Annotated in this window: 9 protein-coding genes and 1 pseudogene; 4 read left to right on the forward strand and 6 right to left on the reverse strand. The window is 50.3% G+C overall.

Annotated features, from left to right (window positions below):
* Window positions 1-15 precede the first annotated feature (15 nt).
* A complete protein-coding gene (locus tag G465_RS0107970) occupies window positions 16-1,650 on the reverse strand; it encodes a methyl-accepting chemotaxis protein (RefSeq protein WP_022653955.1) in 1,635 nt (544 codons plus the stop codon).
* 323 nt (window positions 1,651-1,973) lie between these two features.
* Here G465_RS0107970 and G465_RS0107975 point away from each other — a divergent pair, with 323 nt between their 5' ends.
* From G465_RS0107975 to G465_RS14010, 3 genes are all read left to right on the forward strand, one after another.
* Window positions 1,974-2,192 carry a hypothetical protein gene (locus tag G465_RS0107975; RefSeq protein ID WP_022653956.1) on the forward strand — a complete coding sequence of 73 codons (219 nt, stop codon included), beginning with the start codon at window positions 1,974-1,976 and terminating at the stop codon, window positions 2,190-2,192.
* Window positions 2,193-2,283: 91 nt separating this feature from the next.
* On the forward strand, window positions 2,284-3,642 hold the full coding sequence (gene trhP / locus G465_RS0107980; RefSeq protein WP_022653957.1) for a prephenate-dependent tRNA uridine(34) hydroxylase TrhP: 1,359 nt from the start codon (window positions 2,284-2,286) through the stop codon (window positions 3,640-3,642).
* 18 nt (window positions 3,643-3,660) lie between these two features.
* On the forward strand, window positions 3,661-5,295 hold the full coding sequence (locus G465_RS14010; protein WP_022653958.1) for a Na/Pi cotransporter family protein: 1,635 nt from the start codon (window positions 3,661-3,663) through the stop codon (window positions 5,293-5,295).
* Between the two features lie 79 nt (window positions 5,296-5,374).
* Here G465_RS14010 and G465_RS0107990 read toward each other — a convergent pair whose 3' ends face one another.
* The 5 genes from G465_RS0107990 to G465_RS14015 form a co-directional block, all read right to left on the reverse strand.
* Window positions 5,375-7,651 (reverse strand): NADP-dependent malic enzyme, encoded by a 2,277-nt coding sequence (locus G465_RS0107990; RefSeq protein WP_022653959.1) that lies wholly within the window; start codon window positions 7,649-7,651, stop codon window positions 5,375-5,377.
* A gap of 215 nt (window positions 7,652-7,866) precedes the next feature.
* Window positions 7,867-9,147: a TRAP transporter large permease gene (locus tag G465_RS0107995; protein WP_022653960.1), complete on the reverse strand. Its 1,281-nt coding sequence runs from the start codon at window positions 9,145-9,147 to the stop codon at window positions 7,867-7,869.
* A gap of 3 nt (window positions 9,148-9,150) precedes the next feature.
* A complete protein-coding gene (locus G465_RS0108000) occupies window positions 9,151-9,849 on the reverse strand; it encodes a TRAP transporter small permease (RefSeq protein WP_022653961.1) in 699 nt (232 codons plus the stop codon).
* Window positions 9,850-9,931: 82 nt separating this feature from the next.
* The gene (locus tag G465_RS16515; protein ID WP_373277228.1) at window positions 9,932-10,216 is read right to left on the reverse strand and encodes a type 2 periplasmic-binding domain-containing protein; all 285 of its coding nucleotides are present in this window, start codon (window positions 10,214-10,216) and stop codon (window positions 9,932-9,934) included.
* A 2-nt stretch (window positions 10,217-10,218) separates the two neighbouring features.
* Window positions 10,219-10,950, reverse strand: coding sequence for a DctP family TRAP transporter solute-binding subunit (locus G465_RS14015; protein ID WP_373277220.1), 732 nt, complete (start codon window positions 10,948-10,950; stop codon window positions 10,219-10,221).
* 134 nt (window positions 10,951-11,084) lie between these two features.
* Here G465_RS14015 and G465_RS0108010 point away from each other — a divergent pair.
* A pseudogene (locus tag G465_RS0108010) lies at window positions 11,085-12,100 on the forward strand (hypothetical protein); the annotation flags it as partial.

The raw sequence follows: 12,100 nt of genomic DNA on the forward strand, positions 1-12,100 counted from the left end.
ACTGAGGACAGGAAGTTAAACCGTGCGGAATTGACCAATCGCCTGTTCCAACACGGCAGACAACTCGCGCAGCTCCCCAGCCAATCGCGCCGCTTCACCGGCGGCGTGATAGTTTTCGCTACTCATCGAGGCGATGGTTTCAACATGGGTTGCAATTTGTTGGCTCGACTCGCGCTGTTCTTGCAGAGCTTGGGCAATATCCGCGATTTTTTCCATCGATTCGGTATAGCTGGTACGAATTTCGGTTAATGCCGAGGCGGTGCGTTTGGCTAAAGTTTCACCATGAGCAATCAGTTCATCCGCCTGCCGCATATTGTCCACCACTTGGCTGGTATCGCCTTGGACAGCACGGATTTTGACATCAATTTCTTGTGTGGCCGTGTTGGTACGTTCGGCCAATTTCCGCACCTCATCCGCCACTACTGCAAACCCCCGCCCCGCTTCACCTGCCCGTGCTGCTTCAATCGCAGCATTGAGCGCCAATAAATTGGTTTGCTCGGCAATTTCACGAATAATCATCACGATATTACCAATCTCGGTTGAACGCTGATCGAGCGTCGCCACCACATTGGCCGAACCCAATAAATGCTGTGCCGTGCGGCTGATTTCTTTTGCCGTTTGTTGTGCCAGTTGCTCACCCTCGGCGGCGGTGTCGTTCATATTACGCGCCCGCTGTTCTAAGGCATTGGCACTGTCTGTGACATGGCTAAAACTGACCGACAGTTGTTCAATAGCGGCAGCGGCACTCGAAGCTGCATCGGCCTGTTGTTCTGCGGTAGAAGACACTTGATTTGCCACACCCGATAAACCACCGGCAGAATCAGCCGCATGTTTTGCATTGTGGCCGGCTTCGGCAATCAAATTACGCATGTGCTGCACTAAGCGGTTAAAAGTCGCCGCCACCGTGCCAATTTCATTGCGACCCAAATCAGGGATGGTATGAGTCAGGTCACCGCTTTGCCCGACATGCGCCACCGCCTGTTGTAACACCGACAGTGGCCGATTGATAGAACGCACCATCACCCACTGCGCCAGCAAGCTAAACACCACCGCCACCGCTGCCAAGACAGCCAATACCAATAAAATCATCTCCGTACGCTGTGCCAATTCTGTTTGGCCCTGATCTAGTTGCCGATTGCTTTCAGCTACCGCCTTAGCCAGCGCCTGTTCCATATCGCTCACGGCGCTCTTGTACCAAGCCAGTTGTTGATTCAGGTTTTCTGCATCGCCGATTTCACCACTGGCCAAGCCGCGATAAATGGCCTCAATCCCTTTTACATAGGCTTCAAAACGCGATTGTAGTAAGGTATCTGGTTTACCATCTTGTTGTTTTAGTTGCAAAACGCTCAATACCTGCTCAACTTTTTGCCGCTCACTATCCCAAGCTTTTTTTGCTTCATCGCGGCGGCTAGACGTTGCATAATGGATAACGATGTCCTTTTCATAACCACGAATCGCCCCGATGTGTTGGCGTAAATCACTGACAGCATGTAAGGTAGGTAAATGCGTCCGGCTGAGTTCATCAACCTCGTATTGCATCCGTTTGACACCCAACCATGCCGCCACTGCTGTCACAATCAACAACACCAACAGCAACAATTGGCCTAAAGCCAAACGGGTTTTAATAGAAATATCGGCAAGTAGGTTCATACACGGGACGTCCTCTGATCAAGAGAACACCATCACGCCACGAGGTTTTCGAGGGTGGCGGAAATGGTGTGGAATAAGGGGTGAGAGATTGTAGCGATGAATAAGCAGGTTTTATTCCAGTTATACGCCACAAAACAAAAGATTTCCGCAAGATAGCCGATTTTTGTTTATACATTGCGCTAATTTTCATGGCTCATTTAGCATAAACAACTTTTTTGTATCGCACATTGATAAATTTGATCTACATCAGTGCAAACCCGTAAGATAGGGTGAGATTTACAGCTTCAGTTTTCGCACCGAAATCATAAAAAATGAGAGACAACATGACTTTGCAATCGCGTTTGTTGCGCCTCAATCGCATCTGGTATGGCGCTTTATTGTTGCTGGCAAGTGTGGTGTTTGGCTTGAGTTCAGCGGCATTACAAACCCCTGAATGGTCACCACATGGTGGCTGGCAAGTGTTGTGGGGAGGGCTAATGTTGTTGAGCTTTGCGCTACAACTGCTGGCACTGGCTGGTTTGATGGTCAAACGCCGCCGCTAGACGCTAATCGCTTGCTTTTACTGGTTTTTTTGTTGACGAGGCTATCGTGAATGATTAGCCTCTGCCCCTTTTTTTCTCAATGAGCTTTTCCATGTCTCGATCTCCCGAATTGTTATTACCCGCCGGTTCTCTCGACAAAATGCGTGCTGCCTATGATTTTGGTGCAGACGCGGTCTATGCCGGCCAACCCCGCTATTCTCTGCGCGCTCGCAATAACGAATTCAAATTAGAAGAACTGCAAACCGGCATCCGTGAAGCACATGAACGTGGCAAATTATTTTATGTTGCCAGCAACTTGTTGCCACATAACAGCAAGATCAAAACCTATCTGGCGGATATGGCACCGGTGATTGCCATGAAACCCGACGCCTTAATCATGGCCGATCCGGGTTTAATTATGATGGTGCGCGAAAAATGGCCTGAAGTGCCAATTCACCTGTCAGTGCAAGCCAATACCGTCAACTATATGGGGGTGAAGTTTTGGCAAAAGCTCGGCATCAGCCGCATCATCCTGTCTCGTGAACTGTCGATTGAAGAAATCGCCGAGATCCGTCAGGAATGCCCTGATATGGAGCTGGAAGTGTTCGTTCACGGTGCGCTGTGCATTGCCTATTCTGGCCGCTGTTTGTTATCGGGTTATTTCAATCACCGCGACCCCAACCAAGGCACTTGCACCAACGCCTGTCGCTGGGATTACAAAGTCCACGACACCACCGGCGATCAATCGGGTGATGTGGCGCCGCAAGTGATTCGTTTTGATATGAACCAAGCGTTAGAAGAAGCCAACCAAAGCTTTGCCGCCTGTGGTGGTGCCGAGCGTCATCCGTTGGCCGACAAAACCTATTTGCTCGAAGAAAGCAACCGTCCAGGTGAGTTGATGCCGATTATGGAAGATGAACACGGCACCTACATCATGAACTCAAAAGACCTACGGGCGATTGAGCAAATTGAAAAATTGGTCGCGATTGGAGTGGACTCCCTGAAAATCGAAGGCCGCACGAAGAGCTTGTATTATGTCGCCCGTACCGCACAAGCCTATCGCCGCGCCATTGATGATGCGGTGGCAGGTCGTCCGTTTGATGTCACGCTGTTGGCCGATTTAGAAGGATTGGCGAACCGTGGCTATACCCCAGGTTTCCTCGAACGTCATCAGACCCAAGATTATCAAAACTATTTATATGGCCATTCACAAGCGAAAAAGAGTCAATATGCCGGTGATGTGATTGGTGTGGATGAAGAGGGTTTGGCGATTGTTGAGGTAAAAAACCGCTTTGGTGTCGGCGATACTATCGAGGTGATTCACCCCGAAGGCAATCGGATGGTGCCGTTACAACAGCTTTATAGCGGTAAAACTGGCGAGGCGATTGAAGTCGCCGCTGGTAATGGTATCCGCGTGAAGGCCAATCTCGGTCAACCTGTGGCAGGTGCTTTGTTGGCACGTTGCTTTTAAGTATTAGGAAAGAGGCGTATGGCCGGTTTACAACTCGGGTATTTATTGGGCGGCATCGGTTTATTTTTATTGGGTATGAGCTTAATGACCGACGGCCTGAAATTGGCAGTTGGACCGGCCTTAGGCAAATGGCTGAAACGATGGACAGCAACACGGCTACGCGGCCTGTTCTTTGGCATTGGCGCCACTGCTTTGGTGCAATCGTCCACCGCCATCACCGTCGCTGCCATCGGCTTTGTCAACGCCGGCTTATTGCCATTGAGTCAATCATTGTGGGTGTTTTTTGGCTCGAACGTCGGCACGACTTTCACCGGCTGGCTAGTCGCAGTGTTGGGTTTTAAAATCAAACTCGATGCCGCCGCTTTGCCACTGATTGGGCTTGGGATGTTGTGCAAACTGACCGGCCCAGAAACTCGCCGAGGGGCATTGGGCGGATCGGTGGCCGGTTTTGGGATTTTATTTCTCGGCATTGGCTTTTTACAGCAAGCTTTTGTTGCTGATAGCCGTAGCCTCGATCTGAGTCAATTATCGGGCTATGGCTTCTGGTCGGTGTTGGCGTTTACGTTGGCAGGGATTGTGCTGACAGTGGTCATGCAAGCCTCGGCCGCAGTGTTAGCAGTGGTGTTGACCTTGGCTGAAGCGGGGGTGTTGCCGCTTAATGAAGCTGCCGCCGCCGTAATCGGTGCTAATATCGGCACCACTGCCACCGCCGTGTTAGCTGCCATTTCTGCCACGCCAAATGCACAACGGGCGGCGTTAGCGCATGTGATGTTTAACGTGCTGACCGGCATCATCGCTTTGCTGTTACTACCCGCCTTGTTAGAACTGATTGCCAACATTCAACAGGCCATCAACCTCGATCATTCACCGGCGGTCAGTTTGGCCCTATTCCACACCATTTTTAATTTGCTTGGTGTGATCTTGATGTGGCCGCTCACCGACCGCTTGGGCAAGTTTTTAGCACAGCGTTTCACCACCCAAGAAGAAGAACAAGGCCGCCCGCGCTATATTGACCGCAACGTGGCCGCCGTACCTTCATTGGCAGTTGATGCCTTATATCGTGAGGTGATTCGTTTAGGCGGGATGTGTTTGCAACAAACCCAAGCCATCTACCACCCCACCCACGTCGCCAGCCCTCCGATTAAGCTCGATGCGGTGCCGATGTTGTCGCAAAGCATTGTCGATTTTGTGAATACCGTGAATCAACATGTGATGCCGCAGGACACCTCGCGCCACTTGGCCGCCTTGTTACGCATCCACCGTTATTACGAGGTGTGTTATGAGTTGGTGCGGGAAGCGACACCATTGCGGCCTCATGTGGCAAAACTCGCCGCCACACCGAATGCGCTGTATCACGATCATTTGTTGCCGTGGTTGGAACAAGTCGGTGCCGTCCTACAACAACTCGACCCCACGCAAGCCGATTTTCTCGAACGCCCGATTGCTGGCATTGAGGCGATAGAGGAAGGTTATCAAACACTCAAGGCGTATTTGTTGGAGCAGGGGGCATCGGGGGGCTTAAGTGTCGAGAAAATGGATGAGTTGATTCGTTATTGCAGCGATTTACGCCGTTTGTTAAAACAAGCCCACAAAGCCGCCCACACGCTAAATAGCGTTCATCCTCATCAAGACAACGAGCTGGAATTGGCTTAGATACGGTTAAATTGAAGCAATCACATATAAAAAACGGGGCCAATGTAGCCCCGTTTTTCTTGCATCAACCCAATAACAATCAGCTATTGTTTTGCGCCCCCACAGCAGCCAAGGCCACCATGTTCACAATACGGCGTACCGAAGAAATGGCAGTAACGATGTGAACGGGTTTTGCTGCACCCATCAAAATCGGGCCGATGGTTACGCCGTCGGCAGCCGACACGCGCAACAAGTTGTAGCTGATATTAGCGGCTTCAACATTTGGCATGATCAACAGGTTGGCACTGCCTTTTAAGGTATTGGAAGGCAAAGCCTCGTTGCGGATGTGTTCGATCAAAGCCGCATCGCCTTGCATTTCGCCGTCCACTTCCAAGTTTGGCAACCGCTCTTGAATCAAATCCAACGCATCGCGCATCTTGGTTGCCGAGTCGCTGTCGCTGCTACCAAAGTTAGAATGCGACAACAACGCCGCTTTTGGCACGATACCGAATTTCTTCATTTCGGTGGCGGCCAATTCGGTAATGTCGGCGATTTGTTCAGCCGTCGGATTCGGATTGACATAGGTATCCGCAATAAAGATGTTCCCTGTTGGCAACATCAACGCATTCATCGCGGCTAAGGTTTTCACCCCTTCTTTCATTCCAATCACATCTTTGATATAGCCCAGATGTAAGTGGTAATGACCGAAGCTACCGCACACCATCGCATCCGCTTCGCCTTTACGAATCAACAACGCACCAATCAAGGTTGTACGGCGGCTGACTTCGCGGCGGGCGACTTCTGCCGATACACCACGGCGTTTCATGATTTCGTAGTAGTCAGTCCAGTATTCTTTGAAACGAGGGTCGTTTTCGTTGTTGACCAGTTCAAAGTCAATGCCGGGGCGAATTTTCAAGCCTAAGCGGTCAATCCGGCTTTGCACCACCGAAGGACGACCAATCAGGATAGGGAAGGCCAAACCTGTCGAAACAATTTCTTGGGTTGCGTGCAGGATGCGCTCATCCTCACCTTCCGCCAACACCACCCGTTTTTTATCCGCTTTTGCCGCAGCAAACACCGGTTTCATAAACAGGTTGGTTTTGTAAACGTATTGTGTCAGCTTATCGACATAGCTATCAAAATCGGCGATTGGACGAGTGGCTACGCCGGAATCCATCGCTGCTTTTGCTACTGCAGGGGCGATTTGAATAATCAAACGGGGATCGAACGGTTTTGGAATCAGATATTCTGGACCAAATTTCAGTTCTTGGTTTTCGTACGCGCTGGCCACCACATCGCTTTGCTCGGCCATCGCCAAGTCAGCAATCGCACGCACACACGCCAATTTCATCTCTTCATTGATGGTGGTCGCGCCAACGTCTAAGGCACCACGGAAGATGAACGGGAAGCACAAGACATTGTTCACTTGGTTAGGATAATCAGAACGGCCAGTGCCGATAATGGCGTCAGGGCGCACTTCTTTCACCAACGGCGGCAGAATTTCTGGCTCGGGGTTGGCCATTGCCAAGATCAGCGGATGCGCTGCCATGCTCTTGACCATGTCTTGGGTTACCAATTTTGGCCCCGACAAGCCCATGAAAATATCCGCGCCAACCATGGCATCAGCTAATTTACGTTGGCCATTGTCAACAATCGCATAGCGTTGTTTCGACTCGTCCATCTTTTCATCACGGCCTTGGAAAATCACGCCTTTTGAATCACAGACGGTTACATTAGTGCGCTGTACGCCCAACGCTACCAACAAGTCTAAACACGCAATCGCCGCCGCACCTGCGCCAGAACATACCACGCGCACATTGCCGACTTCTTTGTTCACCAAGCGCAGGCTGTTTAATACTGCCGCAGCCGCCACAATCGCGGTACCGTGTTGGTCATCGTGGAACACCGGAATATTCATGCGCTCACGGCATTTTTTCTCGATGTAAAAACACTCGGGGGCTTTGATGTCTTCGAGGTTGATCCCGCCAAAAGTCGGCTCAAGGGCACAAATGATGTCAACCAACTTGTCAGGATCGTTTTCATCGACTTCTAAGTCGAACACATCGATGCCGGCAAACTTCTTAAACAGCACCCCTTTCCCTTCCATCACTGGCTTACCAGCCAAGGGGCCAATATTGCCCAAGCCCAACACGGCGGTACCGTTGGAGATCACCGCCACTAAGTTGCCGCGTGCGGTTAGGGTGTTGGCTTCGGTGGGGTCTTCAACAATCGCTTCACACGCTGCTGCCACGCCGGGGGAATAGGCCAGTGCCAAGTCGCGCTGAGTCGCTAAAGGTTTGGTGGGGGCAACTTGAATTTTGCCACCAGTGGGAAAACGGTGATATTCCAGCGCGCTCTGACGCAATTGCTCGTCCATTCGGAACTCCTAGGTTTCTTCTCTGATTGATTGTGGGAGGAAGACTTATTATGTTGGTATACGCGATTCGGTCGCGGCAGCAAGAGGCGGGATTATAGCCCTGTCAGATTATTGCTGCAGGCCGATGGCGCAGGTTTGCAAAAGCATGACGCGACTTTAGACTGAAAAAAACGCATCTGGCTGCGTGCAAGATGCGTTTTTTGGCAGAAAGTTGCTTACATACCCAACATATTTGGCAACCACAACGAAATAGCAGGGACGTAGGTAATCAACATCAGGTAACCAATCATCACCAAAATCCACGGCGCACACGCCTTGGTCACATCAGTTAAGCCCATTTTTGCAATCCCAGATGCCACATAGAGATTTAATCCCACCGGTGGGGTAATCATGCCGATTTCCATATTCACGGTCATGATAATTCCAAGGTGAATCGGGTCGATGCCTAATGCCATGGCAACAGGGAACAAAATTGGTGCAGTAATCAACAACACCGAAGACGGCTCCATAAAGTTACCCGCCAACAGCAACAGCAAGTTCACCACCAACAAGAACATCCACGGGCTCAGTCCCATGTGGTTGATCCAGTCGGCTAAGTTTTGTGGAATGTTTTCACTGGTCAACAAGAACGAGAACAACACTGCGTTGGTGATGATATACAACAACATCGCCGACATATTAGCCGAATCTAACAACACCTTCGGCACTTGTTTCCAAGTCAAATCTTTGTAGATAAACAAGGCGACGATAAAGGCATACACCGCACTCATCGCCGCCGCTTCGGTTGCGGTGAAAATGCCGGAATAAATCCCACCAATCACCACCACAATCAACAACAAACCCCAAATCGATTCGCGTAAAGCCGCGAAACGCTGACCCCAGCTGGCTTTAGCCATCCGTGGATAATTGCGTTTTTTCGCCACCGCCCATGTCACACCCAACAACACCGCCGCCAACAACAACCCCGGCACAATACCAGCGATAAATAATTTACCAATCGAGCTGTTGGTCGAAACAGCATAAATCACCATCACAATCGAAGGCGGAATCAAAATCCCCAAACCGCCAGATGTCCCAATCACACCGACACCGAACGCTTTTGGATAACCTTGTTTCACCATTGCAGGTAACAAAATCGAGCCAATCGCCACCACGGTTGCCGGAGAAGAACCCGACACCGCCGCGAACAAGGCACACGCCACCACACCGGCCAGCGCCAAACCACCATGCCAATGCCCAACCATCGAGCTGGCAAAGTTAATCATCCGCCGCGCCACACCGCCGTGGGTGAGAAAATTACCGGCCAAGATAAAAAATGGAATCGCCATGATCTCGAATTTTTCGATACCGGTGAACAGCTTTAACGCCACTGATTCAATCGGTACATCGGTCATGGTGAACAAGAAAGTGAGCACCGTCAGGCCGAGGGAAATCGAAATCGGCATCCCTGTCAGCATCAACACTGCCAACAAGGCAAAAATAATCATGCCATTCATGGTTTAGTCTCCGCTTTTCTTGTTTTTATTAGGTTGTAAGGCTTCGGGATGGCCAGCGTGAGCGTGTTCAATTTCTTCTGCTGCTTCAATCGCTTCGCCAACAGTAGTAGGTACTTCGTCTTCTAAACCATCGACATGACCATGATCGTGGTGGGGCAATTCGCCGGTGCGTAAGAATTCAACAAACACTTGCATAAAGCGGAAACACATCAGATAAGAACCGAGAGGAATCGCCATATAGACAATCCATGTCGGCCATTCCAAATCGGGGGTCACTGGCCCTTCGTAGATATCAACCACTTCCATACCAAAGGTGGTCAACACCGCATAATTCATCCCGTTATGCCATACAAAATGGCTGCCGAGGGAACCGACAATAAAGGTAAACAACGCACCAGCAGCCAACCCCAACAACACAAATTTATTGCGCAGCGGCGTGCTTAATTTGTTGATCAACACATCCACACCGACGTGAATGCCCGTCCGCACACCATAGGCGGCGCCAAACTTCGCCATCCACACAAACATCAAAATACACAGTTCTTGCGCCCACGCAAGGTTAATCCCTGCAGCAAAGTCACCAAACATCTCGGTGGTTGCAGCAAACCGGTGCACAACCGAAACGAAGATAATCACGGTGGCCAACGCAATCAGCGTCGCCACCAGTGTCTCTTCTAGCCGGTTGAGTAATTTCATCAACATGATAACAACTCCGAAAAAAACGCCCGTTGGTCATGGCTTAACTACCGACACGACAGCAACAGGCGTTTTGCGACTGGGAGGATTACTGTGCAGTAAATCCAGTCTCTTTATAGATCGACTGAATCAAATCAGCCCCAATCCGGCTTTCCATTTTCTTGTGCACCGGCACCAGTGCCGCTTTCAATGCCGCTTTCTCAGCTGGGGTTGGGGTATAAACCGTGGTTTTGCCCGATTTCTTCACCGACTCGAGATCACGCAGGTTTTGTTGTTCTGCAATTTGGTTAGCGTATTTCGTTGCATCAACCATTGCACCTTCTAAGGTGGTACGCACATCCGCTGGCAAACCGTCCCAGAATTTCTTATTCACAATCACCGCATAACCCAAATAGCCGTGGCATAACCCAAATAGCCGTGGTTAGACAGGGTCAGGTGTTTTTGCACTTCGTGCATTTTTTGGGTGTAGAAGTTAGAAATTGGGTTTTCGGTGCCATCAACCACGCCAGTTTGCAAGGCTTGGTACACTTCGGAGAATGCCATCACCTGCGGCAAAGCACCCAAGGCGCGCACTTCTTCTTCCAAGACTTTGGAAGATTGAATCCGCATCTTCAGGCCTTTGAAATCAGCAGGGGCTTTCAAAGGTTTGTTGGCGGAGAAGGCTTTGAAACCGTTATCCCAAAACGCCAAACCGGTGATGCCTTTGGTTTGCAATTTACCCAGCAACTGTTTACCGACTGGGCCTTCGGTCACTTTATGCAGGTCTTTGTAATCGTCAAAGATATAAGGCAAATCAAAGACTTCGAATTCTTTCACACCCAATGGGCCGAATTTAGCCAAGCTGGGTGCCAACATTTGCACCGCACCTAATTGCAGGGCTTCCAGTTCTTCTTTGTCCTTATACAACTGGCTGTTTGGGTAGACTTGGACTTTCACTTTACCCTTGGTGCGCTCTTCAGCCAGCTTTTTGAAATGTTCAGCGGCTTTGCCTTTTGGGGTGTCTTGTGCCACCACATGGCTAAATTTGATGACAATTTCAGATGCCATCACCATCGGTGATGCCAACACGCCAACGGCCAAGGCCAGTGCACTTAACTTAAATTTCATCTTGCGTTCTCCTCTGTGAGATTTTGTTGTGCGATGGCTCAACCTTAGCTTGCTCTTGCCATGCTCGCTATTAGGGAATTCCGCATTAGGGAAAACCCTAATTGGGCACTATCGCGATACCGAGAAGCGACAAAATGGGCCATGATAGGCACAGCAATGAAGCACAAGAAGGCAAAACCAGAATGAAAAAGCCGTTAACGGGGCGTTGGTTATGGTGGGGACCAGCCTTCGCCGTGGTGGGGTTGTTGGTGTTATTTAGCTTATTGATTGCATTTAGCTTATTGATTGCACTGATTTATCGCGACACCCAAGACGAACGGCGTGATGGGCTAATTCAAGATATTTTGTGGTTAGAACAAACACTGCGCCTGCATTTTCAAAGCCATCAAGATTGGGCAGCGGCCATCGCACAAGATCTTGCTCGCGACAATATCAATGCCGTGCATTTCAAATCAGCCGCCCGTTTGTTGCTACGGGAAAACCGCGAACTGGTGCAAGTCGATTATCTCGATCCCAAACACCAATTGATTTGGCACGTCAGCCGTGTCAGTGATGAAGTCACCGCCAACGACAGCGCCAGCGAATTTGCCCAACAAGATGCCCTCGACAGTGGCCGTAAAATGCGTGGTGCTGCCTATAGCATTCTTTATTCGCCCATTCATAAACGCCCGTTGGTCGATATGGTGATGCCGATGTATCGCCACGGGGAATATGCTGGCACTGTACGGCTCACTTATGCGCTCAATGGTTTGCTCTACCATCATGTGCCGTGGTGGATTGCACAAAAATATCAAATCAGCATCGTCAATCTCGATGGCGCTGTGTTAGCCAGTAAATTCAATATTGGTGAACGCGCCGCCGCCTTAAGCCATGAAATTGACTTTACCCCCCCGGGGCATGGCCTACGCCTACGCGCCACCGCCTATCGTGTCGGATTGGGATTGAGTTTGCCCTTACTAGGTGGGGGGATGTTGTTATCATTGGTGTTTCTGCTGTTGAGCCTATGGCGCGTGCGGCAACATATCCGCCATCGGCAACAGGTCGAGGCGCATTTACGGGCAGAAATGGAGTTACGCGCTGCCATCGAAGACACCATGCAAAATGGCTTATTAGTCCTAGATGAACAGGGACGAATTGTGCGGGTCAACCG

Source organism: Aquaspirillum serpens DSM 68 (genome assembly GCF_000420525.1).
Taxonomy (GTDB): Bacteria; Pseudomonadota; Gammaproteobacteria; order Burkholderiales; family Aquaspirillaceae; genus Aquaspirillum; species Aquaspirillum serpens.

What these genes read in the sequence shown, in the direction of transcription:
- G465_RS0107970 (WP_022653955.1), bottom strand. Translation starts at nt 1,650, where the DNA reads ATGAACCTACTTGCCGATATTTCTATTAAAACCCGTTTGGCTTTAGGC.
- G465_RS0107975 (WP_022653956.1), top strand. Translation starts at nt 1,974, where the DNA reads ATGACTTTGCAATCGCGTTTGTTGCGCCTCAATCGCATCTGGTATGGC.
- trhP (WP_022653957.1), top strand. Translation starts at nt 2,284, where the DNA reads ATGTCTCGATCTCCCGAATTGTTATTACCCGCCGGTTCTCTCGACAAA.
- G465_RS14010 (WP_022653958.1), top strand. Translation starts at nt 3,661, where the DNA reads ATGGCCGGTTTACAACTCGGGTATTTATTGGGCGGCATCGGTTTATTT.
- G465_RS0107990 (WP_022653959.1), bottom strand. Translation starts at nt 7,651, where the DNA reads ATGGACGAGCAATTGCGTCAGAGCGCGCTGGAATATCACCGTTTTCCC.
- G465_RS0107995 (WP_022653960.1), bottom strand. Translation starts at nt 9,147, where the DNA reads ATGAATGGCATGATTATTTTTGCCTTGTTGGCAGTGTTGATGCTGACA.
- G465_RS0108000 (WP_022653961.1), bottom strand. Translation starts at nt 9,849, where the DNA reads ATGTTGATGAAATTACTCAACCGGCTAGAAGAGACACTGGTGGCGACG.
- G465_RS14015 (WP_373277220.1), bottom strand. Translation starts at nt 10,950, where the DNA reads ATGAAATTTAAGTTAAGTGCACTGGCCTTGGCCGTTGGCGTGTTGGCA.